Source organism: Pseudomonas sp. NFACC14, assembly GCF_900106885.1.
Taxonomy (GTDB): domain Bacteria; phylum Pseudomonadota; class Gammaproteobacteria; order Pseudomonadales; family Pseudomonadaceae; genus Aquipseudomonas; species Aquipseudomonas fluorescens_AA.
Map to the genome: position 1 here is coordinate 26,052 of NZ_FNOA01000020.1, position 19,526 is coordinate 45,577.

The 19,526-nt window shown below is 63.3% G+C and carries 18 protein-coding genes and 1 other RNA gene; 15 read left to right on the forward strand and 4 right to left on the reverse strand.

From position 1 onward, the window contains the following. Window positions 1-4: 4 nt before the first annotated feature. The 4 genes from BLU85_RS23665 to BLU85_RS23680 all read right to left on the reverse strand — a co-directional run bounded on the left by BLU85_RS23665 (window position 5) and on the right by BLU85_RS23680 (window position 3,449). Window positions 5-583, reverse strand: coding sequence for a BON domain-containing protein (locus BLU85_RS23665; protein WP_030139689.1), 579 nt, complete (start codon window positions 581-583; stop codon window positions 5-7). Then, window positions 580-1,173 (reverse strand): phosphoheptose isomerase, encoded by a 594-nt coding sequence (locus BLU85_RS23670; RefSeq protein ID WP_007928463.1) that lies wholly within the window; start codon window positions 1,171-1,173, stop codon window positions 580-582. Before BLU85_RS23670 ends, BLU85_RS23665 begins: the two co-directional genes overlap by 4 nt. Window positions 1,174-1,275: 102 nt before the next feature. Further along, window positions 1,276-1,638, reverse strand: a complete 363-nt coding sequence (locus BLU85_RS23675) for a YraN family protein (RefSeq protein ID WP_092204146.1) — start codon at window positions 1,636-1,638, stop codon at window positions 1,276-1,278. Continuing rightward, window positions 1,638-3,449, reverse strand: a complete 1,812-nt coding sequence (locus tag BLU85_RS23680) for a penicillin-binding protein activator (protein ID WP_092204145.1) — start codon at window positions 3,447-3,449, stop codon at window positions 1,638-1,640. Before BLU85_RS23680 ends, BLU85_RS23675 begins: the two co-directional genes overlap by 1 nt. Window positions 3,450-3,672: 223 nt before the next feature. Here BLU85_RS23680 and rsmI point away from each other — a divergent pair, with 223 nt between their 5' ends. From rsmI to BLU85_RS23755, 15 genes are all read left to right on the forward strand, one after another. Further along, entirely contained in the window at window positions 3,673-4,545 is an 873-nt protein-coding gene (gene rsmI, locus BLU85_RS23685; protein WP_092204144.1) for a 16S rRNA (cytidine(1402)-2'-O)-methyltransferase, read from the forward strand. A 74-nt stretch (window positions 4,546-4,619) separates the two neighbouring features. Continuing rightward, an RNA gene (gene rnpB, locus BLU85_RS23690) (RNase P RNA component class A) lies at window positions 4,620-4,973 on the forward strand. A gap of 308 nt (window positions 4,974-5,281) precedes the next feature. Further along, window positions 5,282-5,737, forward strand: a complete 456-nt coding sequence (gene mraZ / locus BLU85_RS23695) for a division/cell wall cluster transcriptional repressor MraZ (RefSeq protein ID WP_003205355.1) — start codon at window positions 5,282-5,284, stop codon at window positions 5,735-5,737. After that, entirely contained in the window at window positions 5,734-6,681 is a 948-nt protein-coding gene (gene rsmH, locus BLU85_RS23700) for a 16S rRNA (cytosine(1402)-N(4))-methyltransferase RsmH (protein ID WP_060740751.1), read from the forward strand. The genes mraZ and rsmH overlap by 4 nt, the downstream gene beginning before the upstream one ends. Beyond that, window positions 6,678-6,971, forward strand: a complete 294-nt coding sequence (gene ftsL, locus BLU85_RS23705; protein ID WP_003178214.1) for a cell division protein FtsL — start codon at window positions 6,678-6,680, stop codon at window positions 6,969-6,971. The genes rsmH and ftsL overlap by 4 nt, the downstream gene beginning before the upstream one ends. Beyond that, entirely contained in the window at window positions 6,971-8,710 is a 1,740-nt protein-coding gene (locus BLU85_RS23710; RefSeq protein WP_170842280.1) for a peptidoglycan D,D-transpeptidase FtsI family protein, read from the forward strand. The genes ftsL and BLU85_RS23710 overlap by 1 nt, the downstream gene beginning before the upstream one ends. Beyond that, on the forward strand, window positions 8,710-10,173 hold the full coding sequence (locus BLU85_RS23715) for a UDP-N-acetylmuramoyl-L-alanyl-D-glutamate--2,6-diaminopimelate ligase (protein WP_092204143.1): 1,464 nt from the start codon (window positions 8,710-8,712) through the stop codon (window positions 10,171-10,173). Before BLU85_RS23710 ends, BLU85_RS23715 begins: the two co-directional genes overlap by 1 nt. Beyond that, the gene (murF, locus tag BLU85_RS23720; RefSeq protein WP_092204142.1) at window positions 10,166-11,533 is read left to right on the forward strand and encodes a UDP-N-acetylmuramoyl-tripeptide--D-alanyl-D-alanine ligase; all 1,368 of its coding nucleotides are present in this window, start codon (window positions 10,166-10,168) and stop codon (window positions 11,531-11,533) included. Before BLU85_RS23715 ends, murF begins: the two co-directional genes overlap by 8 nt. Further along, entirely contained in the window at window positions 11,533-12,615 is a 1,083-nt protein-coding gene (gene mraY, locus BLU85_RS23725; RefSeq protein ID WP_042729555.1) for a phospho-N-acetylmuramoyl-pentapeptide-transferase, read from the forward strand. The genes murF and mraY overlap by 1 nt, the downstream gene beginning before the upstream one ends. A gap of 5 nt (window positions 12,616-12,620) precedes the next feature. Further along, window positions 12,621-13,967, forward strand: coding sequence for a UDP-N-acetylmuramoyl-L-alanine--D-glutamate ligase (gene murD / locus BLU85_RS23730; RefSeq protein WP_092204141.1), 1,347 nt, complete (start codon window positions 12,621-12,623; stop codon window positions 13,965-13,967). Continuing rightward, entirely contained in the window at window positions 13,964-15,181 is a 1,218-nt protein-coding gene (ftsW, locus tag BLU85_RS23735) for a putative lipid II flippase FtsW (RefSeq protein ID WP_092204140.1), read from the forward strand. The genes murD and ftsW overlap by 4 nt, the downstream gene beginning before the upstream one ends. Continuing rightward, window positions 15,171-16,241 (forward strand): undecaprenyldiphospho-muramoylpentapeptide beta-N-acetylglucosaminyltransferase, encoded by a 1,071-nt coding sequence (gene murG, locus BLU85_RS23740; protein ID WP_092204139.1) that lies wholly within the window; start codon window positions 15,171-15,173, stop codon window positions 16,239-16,241. The genes ftsW and murG overlap by 11 nt, the downstream gene beginning before the upstream one ends. Then, on the forward strand, window positions 16,234-17,694 hold the full coding sequence (gene murC, locus BLU85_RS23745) for a UDP-N-acetylmuramate--L-alanine ligase (RefSeq protein ID WP_092204138.1): 1,461 nt from the start codon (window positions 16,234-16,236) through the stop codon (window positions 17,692-17,694). Before murG ends, murC begins: the two co-directional genes overlap by 8 nt. Continuing rightward, window positions 17,691-18,656, forward strand: a complete 966-nt coding sequence (locus BLU85_RS23750; protein ID WP_092204137.1) for a D-alanine--D-alanine ligase — start codon at window positions 17,691-17,693, stop codon at window positions 18,654-18,656. The genes murC and BLU85_RS23750 overlap by 4 nt, the downstream gene beginning before the upstream one ends. Window positions 18,657-18,659: 3 nt before the next feature. Continuing rightward, window positions 18,660-19,526, forward strand: coding sequence for a cell division protein FtsQ/DivIB (locus BLU85_RS23755; protein ID WP_092204136.1), 867 nt, complete (start codon window positions 18,660-18,662; stop codon window positions 19,524-19,526).

The following is a 19,526-nucleotide window of genomic DNA, read 5'->3' on the forward strand; positions in this document are numbered from 1 at the left end:
CGCCTCAGTCAATATACTCAAACAACTTGACGATCTTCTGCACCCCGGACACACCCTGCACCAGGTTGGTCGCCTGGGCGGCCTCCTGCTTGGTCAGCAGGCCCAGCAGGTAGACGATGCCATTCTCGGTCACAACCTTGATGCGCGAGCCAGGAATGCTGGCGTCGGTGAGCATCTGGGTCTTGATCTTGGTGGTCAGCCAGGCGTCATTCTGGCGCGCCAGCAGGGAGGAGGGTTGCAGGACCTGCAGTTCGTTATGCACGGTCTTGACCCGCTGCACGGCGCTGGCTTCCTGCTCGGCCTTGGCCTTGAGGTCGGCACGTGGGGTCTGGCCGGCCAACAAGACGACACCGTTGAAGCTGGTGACGACGATGTGCGAGTTGTTGTCCAGGTCCGGGTCGGCCTTGGCAATGTTCACGCCGACCTTGGTTTCGATCAGGGAGTCGTCGATCTTGCTGCCGAAGGTGCGGGTGCCGCGGTCGTCTTCAATCGGCTTTTCCCGGCTGGCGTTAACCACCGATGTGCAGCCGCTGATGCCGAGGCACAGGGTCAAGGCCAGAAGGCCTAGGCGATTAGGGGTCATTCTTCACTCCCGAACAGTTGGCTGTCGATCAAGTCGCAAAGGCAGTGGATCGCCAGCAGGTGGACTTCCTGGATACGTGCGGTGACATTGGCCGGTACGCGGATCTCGACGTCTTCGGGCAATAGCAGCGATGCCATGCCACCGCCGTCACGACCGGTCAATGCTACGACAATCATTTCGCGATCATGTGCGGCCTGGATCGCTTGAATAATATTGGCCGAGTTGCCGCTGGTGGAAATCGCCAGCAGCACATCGCCAGGTTGGCCCAGGGCGCGGATCTGTTTGGAGAAGACTTCGTTGTAGCTGTAGTCGTTGGCGATCGAGGTGATCGTCGAGCTGTCGGTGGTCAGGGCGATCGCCGGCAGGCTCGGGCGTTCGCGCTCGAAGCGGTTGAGCAGCTCCGACGAGAAGTGCTGGGCGTCACCGGCCGAGCCGCCATTGCCGCACGAAAGCATTTTGCCCTCGTTGAGCAAGGCGTTGACCATCACTTGGCTGGCTTGCTCGATGTGCGGTGCAAGTACGTCCATCGCCTGTTGCTTGGTGTCGATACTGGCCTGAAAAAGCTGGCGAATTCGCGATTGCATGTCCATCTGTGTGACCTTAAGTAGCGCGGCTTATGGGCACAAACATGTGCGGCGCGCAAAGCAAAGAGCAAAAAAGTTAGGTGAAGGTGTCCGGCTCGGCATGGGCGCTCAACTGTCGAAGGCGTTCTGCAGCCAGTTCAACTGGGCGGCGTTGCTGTCGATGGCAACCACGTCGAAGCGGCAGGGATAATCGGCCCAGCGAGACTCGCGTTGCAGGAAATACTGCGCGGCGAACACCAGCTTCTGGCGCTTGCGCTCGTCAATGCTGTCGAGCGCGCCACCCCATTGGGTATTTTTTCTGTAGCGGACTTCGATGAATACTACTGTATCGCCGTCAAGCATGACCAGATCAAGCTCGCCGCGTTTGCACAACCAGTTCTGCGCCACCAGCCGCAGGCCGTGTTGCTGGAGATGCGCGAGGGCCTGGCCCTCGGCATCCCGTCCGCTTTGCTGGCGTGACCGGTCAGGCATCAGCGCTGGGTGTCCGGCAGGCGCTGCACCTGGCCGTTGACGAACTCGGCCCAAGGCAATTGACGCTGTACGCGCTGGTTGGGCGACACGGCCAGACTGCCCGACAAACCTTCGATGCGGCTGTCCGGCAACGTCTTGAGCTGACCCAGGCGCGGTGCCAGGCGATAGGCATCCGCGCCCATCGCGTACAACCGACCCAGGCTGCCACCCGCCTGGGGCCACTGCGCGGTGACCTGCTTGCGCAGCGGGTCATTGGCGTCGAGCAGCCACGGGGTTTCGCAGAAGCGGATGCCGCTCATGTCGTTGTACTGGTTCTGGTCGCCGCTGGCGCTGAACACCGAAGACGTCGCGTAGACCGGCACGTCGCCGGCGTATTGGAAGTTCAGGGTTGGCTTGATCTGCTGGGCCTGCTGCGGTGTCGAGGCCAGGAAGATGAACTCGATGTCCTGGCGACGGGACGGCTGCGCCGCGACTGTGGTGCCCACGGTGCTTTGCAGGCTCTTGGCGCGGCCTTCGCTCTGGCGCAACTGGAACATGTCGGCGATCTGCTGGGCCAGTTGGACCGGTTGGTCGACCCGTTCGATCGCGACGATGGTGCCGCCGTTGGCCTGCCAGTCCTGGCTGAAGGCTTTCAGTACACGATCGCCCCATTCGCCCTTCGGTACCATGGCGGCGGCGCGGTGCAGGCCATCGGCGCGGGCGCGACGGGACACTTCGCGAGCTTCATCCTCGGGTGCCAGGCCGAACTGGAACAGTTGCGGTGGCCCTTGCTCGCCTTCGCTGTAGTTCAGCGCCAGGGTAGTGATTGGCAATTGGGGGCGGGTGCTGATCTGCTTGACCAGGGGTTTTTCCAGTGGGCCGATGACCAGTTGCACGCCGTCGGCCTGGGCCTTGCGATAGAACTCGTCCATGGAGGTCAGGCTGGCGCTGTCATAGAACTGGATGCTTGGCGGCGTCTGCCCGGCCTGCTGGGCCTGGTAGTGCGCGGCCATGAAACCCTCGCGCAAGGCCTTGGCAACCGCTGCCAGCTGGCCACTTTGTGGCAGCAGCAGGGCGATCTTGCTCAGTGGCTGGCTGGCCAGTTCCTTGAGCTTGACCAGGGGCGTCGGCAGTTGCAGGGCGGCGGGGTGCTTCGGGTTCTGTTCGCGCCAGTGGTCGATGGCCGCCTGCTGCTGTTCCAGGGTGCCGGCGGTCTTGACGGCCTGGGCCAGGCTCAACCAGCCGCCGAGGTCGTCGTTGGAGGCGGGCTGCAACTGGTCGGTGGGCAACGAGGCGATCAGCGACCAGATGGCTTCGTGGTTCTTCGCCGCGGCATCGTCCTTCAGCAAGGGTGCGATGAAGATGCGCTCCTTGGCGGCGGCCAGGGTCTGGCCGTCGGCTTCGAGGGCGCGGGCGCGGACGGTTCCGGTGCGGACCTGCTGCTCCACGGGCATTTCGCTCAGGTGTTGCAGGCTTGGGTGGCTCAGGGCGGTGAGCGCTGCCTTGGGCTGGTTGCGGGTCATGGCCAATTCCGCCGACAGCGTGCTGGCGAAAATCTGCTGGCCGGGCTTGAGTTGTTCCATTGGCACTTGTTGCAGGATCTGTGCGGACTGTCCGGCATTGCCCTGGCGATAGGCCAGGTCTGCGGCGCTCAGGCGCAGCAGGGCGGCTTTTTCCGGGGTTTTGCTTTGGGTGGCCTGTTCGAGCAACTGCTCGATACTGGCATCCGGGGTCCGTGGAAGTTCGCCAAGGCTGGACGAGGGCGAGCTGGCGCAGGCCGCCAGGAGGGCAGCGAGGCAGAGGGCGGAGAGCAGCCGCAGGCAAGCGATCATGTAAGTGTTCCCGATACGAGATCAAATTAGCGTCGAATTGTACCCAAGCACTGGCCGGGGCGCGATGTTACTGGTGTGAATCGATCAATTTAGGTATTTCAAAGAGTGCGGCGCGCCACAAAAGACGCTACTCACTCAGGCGGCGCCACAATGGCTGAAGTGAACAGCCGAGACCGGCTGCACACGCTACAATGGCGGTTTTTACGATCATGAGGTGCGCGTTTTGACTGCTCCAGGTGCTTTGAATTCCGCTGCCGGCTCGCTTTATGTGGTGGCGACGCCCATCGGCAATCTGGACGATATCAGTGCCCGGGCGCTGAAAATCCTGCGGGAGGTTGCGTTGATCGCGGCTGAAGACACGCGTCACTCCCAGCGCCTGCTGCAACATTTCGGCATTTCCACGCCGTTGGCGGCCTGTCATGAACACAATGAACGGGACGAAGGCAGTCGTTTCATTACCCGGCTGTTGGCCGGCGATAACATCGCGCTGATTTCCGATGCCGGTACCCCGTTGATTTCCGACCCCGGCTATCATCTGGTGCGCCAGGCCCGGGCGGCGGGTATCAGCGTGGTACCGGTGCCGGGGGCTTGCGCGTTGATCGCGGCGCTGTCGGCGGCAGGCCTGCCGTCGGACCGTTTCATCTTCGAGGGTTTCCTGCCGGCCAAGGCGGTGGGACGGCGGGCGCGCCTGGAAGCTATAAAGGAAGAGCCGCGCACGCTGATCTTCTATGAGGCGCCGCACCGCATTCTGGAATGCCTGCAGGATATGGAGCTGGTGTTCGGTGCCGAGCGCCAGGCGTTGCTGGCCCGGGAGTTGACCAAGACCTTTGAAACCCTCAAGGGGCTACCGTTGACCGAGTTGCGCGCCTTTGTGGAAAACGACAGCAACCAGCAACGCGGCGAGTGCGTCGTGCTGGTGGCGGGCTGGACGCCGCCGCAAAGCGAGGACGCCGTCAGCGGCGAGGCGATGCGCGTCCTGAACCTGCTGCTCGAGGAAATGCCCCTCAAGCGCGCCGCGGCCCTTGCGGCGCAGATCACTGGCGAGCGCAAGAATGTGCTGTATCAGGTCGCACTGGAAAAACAGAAAGACCAGTGAAACCGGGACACGGTGCTGGCCAGGGGCTTTTAGCGCTTGTTCTTCAAGCGCTCTACCGTTAACCTTCGCGGCGGAGAGTCGATCGGACAGTCGCTGCCCTCTATGAGAATTAGGGGGGGGAGGAAAGTCCGGGCTCCATAGGGCGAAGTGCCAGGTAATGCCTGGGAGGCGTGAGCCTACGGAAAGTGCCACAGAAAATAACCGCCTAAGCGTTTCGGCGCCGGTAAGGGTGAAAAGGTGCGGTAAGAGCGCACCGCACGGCTGGCAACAGTTCGTGGCTAGGTAAACCCCACTTGGAGCAAGACCAAATAGGGTCCCAAGGCGTGGCCCGCGCTGGGACCGGGTAGGTTGCTAAAGATGTCCAGTGATGGCCATCGTAGACGAATGACTGTTCAAGACAGAACCCGGCTTACAGATCGACTCTCCACCTTTTCCCTTCCTGCCGGAATCACTGGCAGACGCAATTCCTAATACCAAAAAAATCTTACTCTTAACAAATCACTTTAACTTGTGCGCGCAGTCCCCTGTGCTGCTTCAGGTTGGGGCGAATTTTCCTACGTCAGATTCTTGTTACCCCTCCTGAAACGCTCCTAAATCTCCGATCTATAAGGCTTTTCCTTCATTACGCGCCTTGACGGTGCGGTGGGCGCATTCCTATAGTGTGCGCAAGTGGCGGAAAGTGGCATGAAGTGGGTTTTTTTGAAGGTAAAACGCCAAAAAGTGGAGAAACGCTGACGTGTTTCGCGGAGCTAACGCTATCAGTCTCGATGCAAAAGGCCGGCTCGCCATGCCCAGCCGGTATCGTGACGAGCTCGTTTCGCGAAGTTCGGGGCAGTTAATCGTCACGATCGACGCCGTTGATCCATGTTTGTGTGTTTACCCTCTGGATGAGTGGGAAATCATCGAAACCAAACTGCGCGCACTGCCTTCGCTGCGTGAAGAAAACCGCCGTCTGCAACGCTTGCTGATCGGTAATGCCGTCGACCTCGAGCTCGATGGCAGTGGTCGTTTCCTGGTGCCGCCGCGCCTGCGCGAGTACGCCAAGCTGGACAAGCGCGCGATGCTGGTGGGCCAACTGAACAAGTTCCAACTGTGGGACGAAGATGCCTGGAATGCGGTTTCTGCCGCTGACCTCGCTGCTATTCAACAACCGGGCGCCATGCCTGACGAACTGCGTGATTTGATCCTGTGACTATTGATAGCGGCTTTAACCACATCACCGTACTGCTTGACGAAGCCGTCGAGGCTCTCGCCGTACGTCCTGATGGCTGCTATCTGGACGGCACGTTCGGGCGTGGCGGGCACAGCCGGTTGATTCTCAGCCAGCTCGGTCCGGACGGCCGGTTGCTGGGGTTCGACAAGGATCCTCAAGCGATTGCCACCGGGCAAGCGCTGGCGGCCGAAGACGGCCGCTTTGTCGTTGTGCAGCGCAGCTTTGCCGAGCTGGGCGCGGAAGTCGCCGAGCGTGGCCTGGCCGGCAAGGTCAGTGGCGTGCTGCTCGACCTGGGCGTCTCGTCGCCACAACTGGACGACCCGGAGCGCGGTTTCAGTTTCCTCAATGACGGCCCGCTGGACATGCGCATGGACCCGTCCCGCGGGATCAGCGCCGCCGAATTCGTCAACACCGCCCCGGTGGAAGAAATCGCCCGTGTCTTCAAGGAATACGGCGAAGAGCGTTTCTCCGGGCGCATGGCCCGCGCCGTGGTCGAGCGCCGCGACATCAAGCCTTTCGAGCGCACCGGCGACCTGGCCGAGGTGTTGAAAGTGGCCAACCCGGCCTGGGAAAAGGGCAAGAACCCGGCGACCCGGGCCTTCCAGGGCTTGCGCATCCACGTCAATAACGAACTGGGCGATCTGCAAGTGGGTCTCGAAGCGGCGCTCGAGGCGCTGGAGATCGGCGGTCGTCTGGTGGTGATCAGCTTCCATTCCCTGGAAGACCGCATCGTCAAGCTGTTCATGCGCAAGCTCACCAAGGGGGAAGCCGATAACCTGCCGCGCAACCTGCCGGTGCGTTTCGAAGCCTTCGTGCCGAAAATCAAGATCCATGGCAAAGCGCAGTTCGCTTCCGAAGCCGAACTCAAGGCCAACCCACGTGCCCGTAGCGCCGTCATGCGCGTCGCGGAGAAGTTGCGGTGAGCAAGCTCTTCGCCAAGCCCCTGCCCGGCGGCAGCTTTTTCATGCTGCTGCTGTTCATCGGCGTGCTCGTGTCGGCCATCGCCGTGTCCTATAGCGCGCACTGGAACCGGCAGTTGCTCAATACCCTTTATAACGAACTCAGCGTGCGCGACAAGGCGCAGGCCGAGTGGGGTCGGTTGATCCTGGAACAGAGCACCTGGACCGCCCACAGCCGTATCGAAGTCCTGGCCACCGAACAGTTGAAAATGCGCATTCCCGGCGCCGCCGAAGTGCAGATGGTGGCGCCATGATGAAACTCGAAGGGGCGCTGTTCCCGTGGCGGTTTCGTCTGGTCCTGGGCTTGCTCGGGATCATGGTGGCGGCGATTTCGTGGCGCATCATCGACCTGCAGGTCGTCGACCGTGACTTCCTCAAGGGGCAGGGCGATGCCCGCAGTGTGCGGCATATTCCGATCCCGGCTCACCGTGGCCTGATCACCGACCGCAATGGCGAACCCCTGGCCGTGAGTACCCCGGTGACCACCTTGTGGGCCAACGCCAAGGAAATGCAGCTGGCCAAGGAAAAATGGCCGGCCTTGGCCGCCGCCCTCGGGCAGGACCCCAAGGCCCTGGCCGAGCGCCTCGAAGCCCAGGCCAACAAGGAATTCATTTACCTGGTGCGCGGCTTGACCCCCGAGCAGGGCCAGAGCGTGCTCGACTTGAAAGTACCCGGTGTCTACGGCATCGAAGAGTTCCGGCGTTTCTACCCGGCTGGTGAAGTCACGGCCCACATGGTCGGGTTTACCGACATCGATGACCGGGGCCGGGAAGGTGTCGAACTGGCCTATGACGAATGGCTCGCCGGGGTTGCCGGCAAGCGACAGGTCATCAAGGACCGGCGCGGCCGGCTGATCAAGGATGTCCAAGTCACCAAAAACGCCAAGGCCGGCAAGCCCTTGGCGTTGTCCATTGACTTGCGCCTGCAATACCTGGCCAACCGCGAGCTGCGCAATGCCATCGTCGAGAACGGTGCCAAGGCTGGCAGCCTGGTGATCATGGATGTGAAGACCGGCGAGATCCTGGCGATGGTCAACCAGCCGACCTACAACCCGAACAACCGTCGCAACCTGCAGCCGGCGATGATGCGCAACCGCGCGATGATCGACGTGTTCGAGCCGGGTTCGACCATGAAGGCCGTGTCCATGGCCGCCGCCCTGGAAACCGGGCGCTGGAAGCCGAGCGACACCGTCGAGGTGTACCCGGGCACCCTGCAGATCGGCAAGTACACCATCCGCGACGTGTCCAAGACCGAAGGTCCGGTGCTCGACCTGACCGGCATCCTGATCAACTCCAGTAACGTTGGCATGAGCAAGATCGCCTTCGATATCGGCGGCGAAACGATCTATCGCCTGGCCCAGAAAATCGGCCTTGGCCAGGACACCGGCCTGGGCTTCCCGGGCGAGCGTGTCGGCAACCTGCCGAACTACCGTGACTGGCGCAAGGCTGAAACCGCCACGTTGTCCTACGGCTACGGTGTTTCCGTGACCGCGATCCAGTTGGTCCATGCGTTTTCCGCGCTGGCGAACAACGGGCGCATGGCTCCGCTAACCCTGATCAAGACCGACAAGGCGCCGCAGACCACCCAGGTGATCCCGGAAAATGTCGCCAAGACCATGCAGGGCATGCTGCAGCAGGTGATCGAGGCGCCGCGTGGTGTCTATCGCGCCCAAGTGCCGGCCTACCACGTGGCGGGCAAATCGGGTACGGCCCGTAAGACCTCCGTGGGCACCAAAGGCTACGCCGAGAATTCCTACCGTTCGCTGTTTGCCGGCTTCGGCCCGATGAGCGACCCGCGCTACGCCATCGTCGTGGTCATCGACGAACCGAGCAAGGCGGGCTACTTCGGTGGCCTGGTCTCGGCGCCGGTGTTCAGCAAAGTGATGTCCGGCACCCTGCGCCTGATGAACATTACCCCGGATAACCTGCCGCCGACCCAGCAGGCCAATACCGCACCGGTCGTTCCCTTGAAAGCCGAAGGAGGGCGTGGCTGATGTCCCTGAGCCTGAACAAGATTTTCGCCCACGCCGGTCACGATCTGCTGATTCGTGAATTGGCCCTGGACAGCCGCAATGTACGTGCCGGGGACTTGTTCCTGGCAGTGCCGGGCGCTCGTGTCGATGGCCGCGACCATATCGCCGACGCCCTGAAGCGTGGCGCGGCTGCCGTGGCTTATGAAGTGCGAGGCGCCACCGTGCTGCCGATCACTGACGTGCCCTTGATTCCGGTCAAGGACCTGGCGGCGCAGCTGTCGGACATCGCCGGACGTTTTTATGGCGACCCGAGCCGTCACCTGAACCTGGTGGGCGTGACGGGCACCAACGGCAAGACCAGCGTGACCCAGCTGGTGGCCCAGGCGTTGGACCTGCTCGGCCAGCATTGCGGCATTGTCGGCACCTTGGGCAACGGTTTTCATGGCGCACTGGAGAGCGGCCTGCACACCACGCCGAACCCGATTGCCGTGCAAGCGACCCTGGCGGACCTGAAGAAGGCCGGCGCCAAGGCTGTTGCGATGGAAGTCTCGTCCCATGGCCTGGACCAGGGCCGGGTGACGGCGCTGGCATTCGATGTGGCGGTACTGACCAACCTGTCCCGGGACCACCTGGATTACCACGGCACCATGCAGGCCTACGGTGAAGCCAAGGCCAAGCTGTTTGCCTGGAATGATTTGAAATGCCGGGTCATCAACCTCGATGACGAGTTCGGTCGGCAACTGGCCGCCGACAAGCGCGAGTCCCGGTTGATCACCTATAGCCTGGAAGATACCAGCGCCTACCTTTATATACGTCAGGCCCAGTTCAATGACGAAGGCGTACGCGCCACGCTGGTCACGCCCCAGGGCGAGCACCACTTGCGCAGCACTTTGCTCGGCCGCTTCAACCTGAGCAACGTATTGGCGGCCATCGGCGCCTTGCTCGGCCTGGACTACGCGCTGGACGAAATTCTCAAGGTGTTGCCAAAGCTGGAAGGGCCCGCCGGGCGCATGCAGCGCCTGGGCGGTGGGGCCCAACCGTTGGTGGTGGTCGATTATGCCCATACCCCCGACGCGTTGGAAAAAGTCCTCACGGCCCTGCGTCCTCACGCCAAGGGCAAGTTGCTGTGCCTGTTTGGCTGCGGTGGCGATCGCGATCGCGGCAAGCGTCCATTGATGGCCGAAGTCGTGGAGCGGCTGGCAGACGGCGTGCTGGTCACCGACGACAACCCACGCAGCGAAGACCCGCTGCGAATTTTCGACGACATCCGCGCCGGTTTTACCGCTGTGGATAAGGTCACCTTCGTCGCCGGTCGCGGCCAGGCCATCGCCCAGTTGATCGCCAGCGCTTCGGCGGACGATGTCATCGTTCTGGCCGGCAAGGGCCACGAGGACTATCAGGAAATCAACGGCGAACGCCATGCATTCTCCGATCTGGTGGAAGCCGATCACGCCCTGACCGCGTGGGAGGTGGCCCATGCTTAAGGCCCTGAAACTCAGCGAACTGACCAACGCCCTGAATGCGCGCCTCATCGCCGCGGACGCCAGTTTCGACGGCGTCAGCATCGACAGCCGGGCGATCGCACCGGGGCAATTGTTCGTCGCCCTGGCCGGGCCGCGTTTCGATGGCCACGATTACTTGAACGAGGTCGCGGGCAAAGGTGCGGTCGCGGCCCTGGTCGAGCGGGAGGTGAGCAACAGCACGTTGCCGCAATTGCTCGTCAACGACACTCGCCAGGCCCTGGGCCAGCTCGGTGCGCTGAACCGTGCGGCGTATGGCAACCCGGTCGCCGCCATCACCGGCTCCAGCGGCAAGACCACGGTCAAGGAAATGCTTGCCAGCATCCTGCGCACCCGCGGTCCGGTGCTGGCGACCCGTGGCAACCTGAACAACGACCTCGGCGTGCCGCTGACCTTGCTGGAGCTGGCGCCGGAACACAGCGCTGCCGTCATCGAGCTGGGGGCTTCGCGGCTCGGCGAGATTGCCTACACCGTGGCCATGACCAAGCCTCACGTGGCGGTACTCAACAACGCCGGTACCGCCCACGTCGGCGAGTTCGGCGGCCCGGAAAAAATCGTCGAGGCCAAGGGCGAGATCATCGAGGGGCTGGATGCCAATGGCGTCGCCGTGCTGAATCTCGATGACAAGGCTTTTGAAATCTGGAAGACCCGTGCGGGCGAGCGCAAGGTGCTGACCTTCGCCCTGAGCAACCTCGCCGCGAATTTCTACGCCAGCGACCTGGACCGTGATGCCCGCGGTTGCCCGGCCTTCAACCTGCACAGCCCCGACGGCGCCGAGCGGGTCCAGTTGAACCTGCTGGGCACCCATAACGTCGCCAACGCCCTGGCCGCGGCGGCTGCCGCCCACGCCCTGGGCGTGTCGCTGCCGGGCATCGTCGCCGGGCTGAACGCCGTGCAGCCGGTCAAGGGGCGCTCCGTCGCGCAACTGGCCACTAACGGCATGCGCGTCATCGACGACACCTACAACGCCAACCCTTCGTCCGTGTGCGCGGCCGTCGACATCCTCGCCGGTTTCTCCGGCCGCACCGTGCTGGTGCTGGGGGATATCGGTGAACTGGGCGAATGGGCGCAACAGGGGCATCACGATGTGGGTGCCTATGCACGCGGCAAGGTCGATGCGCTGTATGCGGTCGGTCCGATGATGGCCCATGCGGTCGCCGCGTTTGGCGAACGCGCGCGGCATTTCACCACTCAAGCCGAACTGATCCAGGCCCTGGGCGCCGAGCAGGACCCGAACACCACCTTATTGATCAAGGGCTCACGCAGCGCAGCGATGGAAAACATCGTCGCGGCACTGTGCGGCGCCTCCACGGAGAAACATTAATGCTGCTGCTGCTAGCGGAGTACCTGCAACAGTTCTACAAAGGCTTCGCGGTCTTCCAGTACCTGACCCTGCGCGGGATCCTGGGCGTGCTGACCGCGTTGTCGTTGTCGCTGTTCCTGGGCCCGTGGATGATCCGTACTCTGCAGAACCTGCAGATCGGCCAGTCGGTCCGTAACGACGGTCCGCAATCGCACCTGTCAAAATCCGGCACCCCGACCATGGGTGGCGCGTTGATCCTGTCGTCCATCGGCATCAGCACCTTGCTCTGGGCCGACCTGGCGAACCGCTACGTCTGGGTCGTGCTGCTGGTGACCCTGTTCTTCGGCGCCATCGGCTGGGTCGACGACTACCGCAAGGTGATCGAGAAGAACTCCCGCGGGCTGCCAAGTCGCTGGAAGTATTTCTGGCAGTCGGTGTTCGGCCTCGGCGCGGCGATCTTCCTTTATATGACCGCCGCCTCGCCGGTGGAGACCACCCTGATCCTGCCGATGCTCAAGGACTACAGCATTCCGCTGGGCGCCGGTTTCATCGTGCTGACCTACCTGGTCATCGTTGGCTCGAGCAACGCGGTCAACCTCACCGACGGCCTCGACGGCCTGGCGATCATGCCGACGGTCATGGTCGGCGGCGCGCTGGGGATCTTCTGCTACCTGTCGGGCAACGTGAAGTTCGCCGAATACCTGCTGATCCCTTATGTGCCGGGGGCGGGCGAGCTGATCGTATTCTGCGGCGCACTGATCGGTGCCGGCCTGGGCTTTTTGTGGTTCAACACCTACCCGGCGCAAGTCTTCATGGGCGACGTCGGCGCGCTGGCGCTGGGCGCGGCCCTGGGCACCATCGCTGTCATCGTTCGCCAGGAAATCGTCCTGTTCATCATGGGCGGCGTGTTCGTGATGGAGACCCTGTCAGTCGTCATTCAGGTTGCTTCCTTTAAATTGACCGGCCGCCGCGTATTCCGCATGGCGCCGATCCACCACCACTTTGAACTCAAGGGCTGGCCCGAGCCGCGTGTGATCGTCCGTTTCTGGATCATCACCGTGATCCTGGTGCTGATCGGCCTTGCCACCCTGAAGCTGAGGTAGAACGAGTGTCCCTGATCGCTTCTGACCACTTCCGCATCGTTGTCGGCCTCGGCAAGAGCGGCATGTCCCTGGTTCGCTTCCTGGCGAACCGGGGCGTGTCGTTTGCCGTGGCCGACACGCGGGAAAATCCGCCTGAGCTGGCCACGCTGCGCCGTGACTATCCTCAGGTGGACGTGCGTTGTGGCGAACTGGATGTCGAGTTCCTGTGCCGCGCCGATGAGCTCTACGTGAGCCCCGGCCTGGCCCTGGCGACCCCGGCCCTGCAGGCAGCCGCTGCCCGTGGCGTGAAACTGTCCGGCGATATCGAGCTGTTCGCGCGTAACGCCAAGGCGCCGATCATTGCCATCAGCGGTTCGAACGCCAAGAGCACCGTCACCACCCTGGTGGGCGAAATGGCCGCGGCGGCCGGCAAGCGCGTCGCCGTAGGCGGCAATCTCGGCACCCCGGCCCTGGACCTGCTCAGCGACGACGTCGAGCTGTACGTGATGGAGCTGTCGAGCTTCCAACTGGAAACCACCGACCACCTGGGCGCCGAAGTGGCCACCGTGCTCAACGTCAGCGAAGACCACATGGACCGCTACAGCGGCCTGCCGGCCTATCACCTGGCCAAGCACCGGATCTTCCGTGGGGCCCGGCAGGTGGTGTTCAACCGCCAGGACGCCTTGACCCGTCCGTTGCTGGGCGAGGGCATGCCATGCTGGTCCTTCGGCCTGGGCGTCCCGGATTTCAAAGGTTTCGGCTTGCGCGAAGAGAATGGCGAGAAATACCTGGCCTTCGAATTCCAGAACCTGATGCCGGTGCGGGAACTGAAGATTCGTGGCGCCCATAACCAGGCCAATGCCCTGGCCGCGCTGGCCCTGGGGCATGCGGTCGGCCTGCCGTTCGACGCCATGCTGTCGGCCCTGCGCACGTTTGCCGGTCTCGAACACCGCTGCCAGTGGGTGCGCGACCTCGATGGCGTGGCCTGGTACAACGACTCCAAGGCCACCAACGTCGGTGCCGCACTGGCGGCCATCGAAGGCCTGGGGGCGGACATCGCAGGCAAGCTCGTGCTGATCGCCGGCGGCGACGGCAAGGGCGCCGACTTCAAGGACCTGCGCGACCCCGTGGCAGCCAACTGCCGTGCCGTGGTGCTGATGGGCCGCGACCGCGAATTGATCGCCCAGGCCCTCGGCGATGCCGTGCCGCTGGTTCGCGTCGGTTCGCTGGACGAGGCGGTACAGCAATGCCGCGCGCTCGCGCACCCGGGCGACGCGGTGCTGTTGTCACCGGCCTGCGCCAGTTTCGACATGTTCAAGAACTATGAAGAGCGCGGGCAGTTGTTCGCCCGGGCCGCGGAGGACTTGGCATGAGCCTGATGAACATCATCAAGCCGTACCCGTCGCCGTTGATCACCGGACGTGGCATCGACCTGGATTTCCCGATGCTCGCCGGTTGCCTGGCCTTGCTGGGCCTGGGCCTGGTGATGATCACCTCCGCGTCGTCGGAAGTGGCCGCCGTGCAGTCGGGCAACACCCTTTATCACATGATCCGCCACCTGGTTTACCTGGTGATCGGCCTGGGCGCGTGCGTCGTCACCATGATGGTGCCGATCGCCACCTGGCAGCGCCTGGGCTGGATGATGCTGCTCGGGGCCTTCGGCCTGTTGGTGATGGTGCTGGTGCCGGGGATCGGCCGCGAGGTCAACGGCTCGATGCGCTGGATCGGCTTCAGCTTCTTCAACGTGCAACCCTCGGAGATCGCCAAGGTCTTCGTGGTGATTTTCCTGGCCGGTTATCTGGTACGTCGCCAGAAAGAAGTGCGCGAGAGCTGGATGGGATTCTTCAAGCCGTTCATCGTCTTGCTGCCCATGGCGGGCCTGCTGCTGATGGAGCCGGACTTCGGTGCCACCGTGGTGATGATGGGCGCCGCGGCGGCGATGCTGTTCCTCGGTGGGGTCGGGCTGTTTCGCTTCATCCTGATGGTGGCGTTGGCGGTGGCGGCCGTGACCGTGCTGGTTCAGGCGCAACCGTACCGGATGGCGCGCCTGATCACCTTTACCGACCCGTGGGCCGACCAGTTCGGTTCCGGCTATCAATTGACCCAGGCCTTGATTGCCTTCGGTCGCGGCGAATGGTTGGGCGTGGGCCTGGGCAACAGCGTGCAGAAGCAGTTCTACCTGCCGGAAGCCCACACCGACTTCGTATTCTCGGTGCTGGCCGAAGAGCTGGGCGTCGTCGGCTCCCTGTGCACCGTCGCCCTGTTCGTGTTCGTCTGTGTGCGCGGCATGTACATCGGCTTGTGGGCCGAGAAGGCCAAGCAGTTTTTCGCCGCTTACGTGGCGTATGGCTTGTCGTTCCTGTGGATCGGCCAGTTCCTGATCAACATCGGCGTGAACGTCGGCCTGTTGCCGACCAAGGGGCTGACGCTGCCGTTCCTCAGTTATGGCGGCAGTTCCCTGGTGATCTGCTGTGCCTGTCTCGGCCTGTTGCTGCGCATTGAATGGGAAAGTCGAACCCACCTGGGCAGCGAAGAGATGGAATTCCAGGAGAGCGACTTCGCCGAGGAGCCGACTCATGGGCGCTAATGTGCTGATCATGGCAGGTGGTACCGGCGGGCACGTGTTCCCGGCGCTGGCCTGTGCCCGGGAGTTCCAGGCTCGGGGCTACACCGTGCACTGGCTGGGTACGCCGCGGGGGATCGAGAACGAACTGGTGCCTGGCGCCGGCCTCGAACTGCACCGGATCGACGCCAGCGGCCTGCGGGGCAAGGGCAAGTTGTCGCTGCTCAGGGCGCCGCTGATGCTGCTCAAGTCGATCTGGCAGGCGCGAGCGATCATTCGTCGGTTGCGCCCGGTGTGCGTGGTCGGGTTCGGTGGTTATGTGACCGGCCCTGGCGGCGTTGCGGCAAAACTGGCCGGTGTGCCGGTGATCGTCCACGAGCAGAACGCCGTGGCCGGTACCGCCAATCGGTTACTGGTGCCGTTGGCCGCCCGGGTCTGTGAAGCTTTTCCCGACACCTTTACCCTGTCGGGCAGCCGCCGCACCACCGGTAATCCGGTGCGTACCGAGCTGTTCCTGGAGACACCGCGCCCGGCCCTGGCTGGACGCAAGGCGCGTTTGCTGATCCTGGGTGGAAGCCTGGGGGCGGAACCGTTGAACAAATTGCTGCCCGAAGCCTTGTCGCTGGTCGCTCCCGACCTGCGGCCGGACGTGTTCCATCAGGCTGGCAAACATCACGATGAAGTGACCGCCGAGCGCTACCGTGCTGCCGGCGTCGAGGCGCAAGTGCAGCCTTTCATCAAAGACATGGCCCAAGCCTATGGCTGGGCCGACCTGGTGGTCTGCCGCGCAGGCGCGCTGACCATCAGTGAACTGGCTGCCGCCGGTCTGCCCTCGATGCTGGTGCCTTTGCCCCACGCCATCGACGATCACCAGACCCGTAACGCCGATTATTTGGCCCGTGAAGGTGCTGCCTTCCTGATGCCGCAAAGAACGACTGGCGCCGCGGATCTTGCCGCCCGCCTGACAGAGGTTTTGATGCAGCCGCAACGACTTGAAGACATGGCCCGCGCCGCCCGCCGCCTGGCCAAACCCGATGCCACGGCCCAAGTGGTCGATACCTGCCTGGAGGTGGCCCATGGTTGAGAATCGCAAAGCCATGCCACAACCGGAAATGCGCCGTATCCGCCGCATCCACTTCGTCGGTATCGGCGGCGTGGGCATGTGCGGGATCGCCGAGGTATTGCTGAACCTGGGTTACCAGGTCTCGGGTTCCGACCTGAAAGCTTCCCCGGTCACCGAGCGCCTGGAGTCCTTCGGCGCGCAGATTTTTATCGGTCACCGCGCCGAGAACGCCGCCAATGCTGACGTGCTGGTGGTTTCCAGCGCCGTGAACACCTCCAACCCGGAAGTCGCCACCGCCCTGGAACGCCGCATTCCCGTGGTGCCACGGGCTGAGATGCTCGCCGAGCTGATGCGCTATCGCCATGGCATCGCCGTCGCCGGTACCCATGGCAAAACCACCACCACCAGCCTGATCGCCTCGGTGTTCGCGGCCGGTGGCCTGGACCCGACGTTCGTGATCGGTGGTCGTCTGAATGCCGCGGGCACCAATGCCCAGCTGGGCACCAGCCGCTACCTGATCGCCGAAGCCGACGAGAGCGATGCGAGCTTCCTGCACCTGCAACCGCTGGTGGCCGTGGTGACCAACATCGACGCCGACCACATGGCGACCTACGACGGTGACTTCAACAAATTGAAGAAAACCTTCGTCGAGTTCCTGCACAACCTGCCGTTCTACGGTCTGGCGGTGGTGTGCCTGGACGACCCGGTGGTGCGTGAAATCCTGCCGCTGATCAAGCGTCCGACCGTGACCTACGGCTTTGGCGAAGACGCCGACGTGCGCGCCATCAACGTGCGCCAGCAAGGCATGCAGACGTTCTTCACCGTCTTGCGCCCCGATCGCGAGCCGTTGGACGTGTCGGTGAACATGCCCGGTAACCACAACGTGCTCAATTCCCTGGCCACCATCTGCATCGCCACCGACGAAGGCGTCAGCGATGAAGCCATCGTCCAGGGCCTGTCCGGCTTCCAGGGCGTGGGCCGGCGCTTCCAGGTCTACGGCGAACTGCCGGTGGAAGGCGGCAACGTGATGCTGGTAGACGACTATGGCCACCACCCGACCGAAGTCGCGGCGGTGATCAAGGCCGTGCGCGGTGGCTGGCCGGAGCGGCGCCTGGTGATGGTCTACCAGCCGCACCGCTATAGCCGCACCCGCGACCTGTATGACGATTTCGTCCAGGTGCTGGCCGACGCCAACGTGCTGCTGTTGATGGAAGTCTACCCGGCCGGTGAAGAGCCGATCCCTGGGGCCGACAGCCGCCAGCTGTGCCACAGCATTCGTCAGCGCGGCCAGTTGGACCCGATCTACATCGAGCGTGGCGTAGACCTCGCGCCGCTGGTCAAGCCGTTGCTGCGCGCCGGCGACATCCTGCTGTGTCAGGGTGCCGGTGACATCGGTGGCCTGGCCCCGAAACTGTTGAAAAGTCCGTTATTCGCCGGAGCAATCGTGGCCTCCAGCGAGGGGAAACTGAAATGACTGCTGCCTACGCCAACCTGGTCTCGACCCTCGATCCGAAAGCCTTCGGCCGCGTGGCCGTGCTGTTCGGTGGCAAGAGCGCCGAGCGCGAGGTGTCCCTCAAGTCCGGCAACGCCGTGCTGCAAGCCTTGCAAAGCGCCGGCGTCGACGCCTTCGGCATCGACGTGGGCGATGATTTCCTGCAGCGCCTGCTGAACGAGAAGATCGATCGCGCGTTCATCATCCTCCATGGTCGCGGCGGCGAAGACGGCAGCATGCAAGGCCTGCTCGAATGCCTGGGGATCCCCTACACCGGCAGCGGCATCCTGGCATCCGCCCTGGCGATGGACAAACTGCGCACCAAGCAGGTCTGGCACAGCCTCGGCATTCCGACGCCGCGTCACGCCGTGCTGGCGTCCGAGGCCGATTGTATTTCGGCGGCCACGGAACTGGGTTTCCCTTTGATCGTCAAACCGGCCCATGAAGGTTCAAGTATCGGCATGGCGAAAGTGAATTCGCTGCCTGAGTTGACCGCGGCATGGAAAGACGCCAGTTCCTACGATTCGCAAGTGTTGGTCGAACAATGGATCACCGGTCCCGAGTTCACCATCGCCACCCTGCGTGACCAGGTGTTGCCCCCGATTGCGCTGGGCACGCCCCACACGTTCTACGACTACGACGCCAAGTACATCGCCAACGATACCCAGTACCGCATTCCCTGCGGGCTGGACGCTGCCAAGGAAAAAGAACTGATGGACCTCACGGCCAAGGCCTGTGAGGCGTTGGGTATCGCCGGTTGGGGCCGGGCGGACGTGATGCAGGACGCCGATGGGCAGTTCTGGTTCCTGGAAGTCAACACCGCGCCCGGCATGACCGATCACAGCCTGGTACCCATGGCGGCCCGCGCCGCCGGTCTGGATTTCCAGCAACTGGTGCTGTCGATCCTGGCGGCCAGTGTCGGCACTCAAGAGCCAAGAGGTTAAGCCATGCAAGGCGCATCGCTTCGTCATCAGCCATCCGCACCCGGTCGTAAGCCGGTGCCGCGGGGTGCCAGCCGAATGGTGGCCAAGGAGCCGATGTCGGCGCGCTTGCCGAAAGCCAATTTTGGTTTTCTCAAGAGCCTGTTCTGGCCGGTGCTGTTGGTGGCGTTGGGGTTCGGTACCTATGAAGGCGCGCAACGGTTGCTGCCGTATGCCGACCGACCGATCGCCCGGATCAACGTCCAGGGCGATCTGAGCTACATCAGCCAGCAGGCGGTGCAGCAGCGGATCGCCCCGTTCGTCGCGTCGAGTTTCTTCACCATCGACCTGGCGGGCATGCGCACGGAGCTGGAGCAGATGCCCTGGATCGCTCACGCCGAAGTCCGGCGGGTGTGGCCCGACCAGGTGTCGATTCGCCTGGAAGAGCAACTGCCGGTGGCCCGTTGGGGCGACGAGTCGCTGTTGAACAACCAGGGCCAGGCGTTTACGCCGCGAGAACTGGCCAACTATGAACATTTGCCACAACTGTTCGGTCCACAGCGGGCCCAGCAGCAAGTGATGCAGCAATACCAGGTGTTGAGCCAGATGTTGCGGCCGTTGGGCTTCTCCATCGCGCGCCTGGAATTGCGTGAGCGCGGCAGTTGGTTCCTGACCACTGGCGCGGGCAGCTCGGGGCCGGGCATCGAGCTGTTGCTCGGGCGCGGCAACCTGGTGGAAAAGATGCGCCGCTTCATCGCCATCTATGACAAGACGCTTAAAGAAAAGATTACGAACATTGCGCGCATCGATCTGCGCTACGCCAACGGCCTGGCCGTTGGCTGGCGGGAACCTGTAGCGCCGACGACGGCCGAACCCGCCGTCGCGAAGAATTAA

Excerpts from the sequence above, each read along its gene's own strand:
- BLU85_RS23665 (WP_030139689.1), bottom strand. The coding sequence starts at position 583 with ATGACCCCTAATCGCCTAGGCCTTCTGGCCTTGACCCTGTGCCTCGGC.
- BLU85_RS23670 (WP_007928463.1), bottom strand. The coding sequence starts at position 1,173 with ATGGACATGCAATCGCGAATTCGCCAGCTTTTTCAGGCCAGTATCGAC.
- BLU85_RS23675 (WP_092204146.1), bottom strand. The coding sequence starts at position 1,638 with ATGCCTGACCGGTCACGCCAGCAAAGCGGACGGGATGCCGAGGGCCAG.
- BLU85_RS23680 (WP_092204145.1), bottom strand. The coding sequence starts at position 3,449 with ATGATCGCTTGCCTGCGGCTGCTCTCCGCCCTCTGCCTCGCTGCCCTC.
- BLU85_RS23710 (WP_170842280.1), top strand. The coding sequence starts at position 6,971 with ATGAAACTCGAAGGGGCGCTGTTCCCGTGGCGGTTTCGTCTGGTCCTG.
- BLU85_RS23715 (WP_092204143.1), top strand. The coding sequence starts at position 8,710 with ATGTCCCTGAGCCTGAACAAGATTTTCGCCCACGCCGGTCACGATCTG.
- murF (WP_092204142.1), top strand. The coding sequence starts at position 10,166 with ATGCTTAAGGCCCTGAAACTCAGCGAACTGACCAACGCCCTGAATGCG.
- mraY (WP_042729555.1), top strand. The coding sequence starts at position 11,533 with ATGCTGCTGCTGCTAGCGGAGTACCTGCAACAGTTCTACAAAGGCTTC.
- ftsW (WP_092204140.1), top strand. The coding sequence starts at position 13,964 with ATGAGCCTGATGAACATCATCAAGCCGTACCCGTCGCCGTTGATCACC.
- murG (WP_092204139.1), top strand. The coding sequence starts at position 15,171 with ATGGGCGCTAATGTGCTGATCATGGCAGGTGGTACCGGCGGGCACGTG.
- murC (WP_092204138.1), top strand. The coding sequence starts at position 16,234 with ATGGTTGAGAATCGCAAAGCCATGCCACAACCGGAAATGCGCCGTATC.
- BLU85_RS23750 (WP_092204137.1), top strand. The coding sequence starts at position 17,691 with ATGACTGCTGCCTACGCCAACCTGGTCTCGACCCTCGATCCGAAAGCC.
- BLU85_RS23755 (WP_092204136.1), top strand. The coding sequence starts at position 18,660 with ATGCAAGGCGCATCGCTTCGTCATCAGCCATCCGCACCCGGTCGTAAG.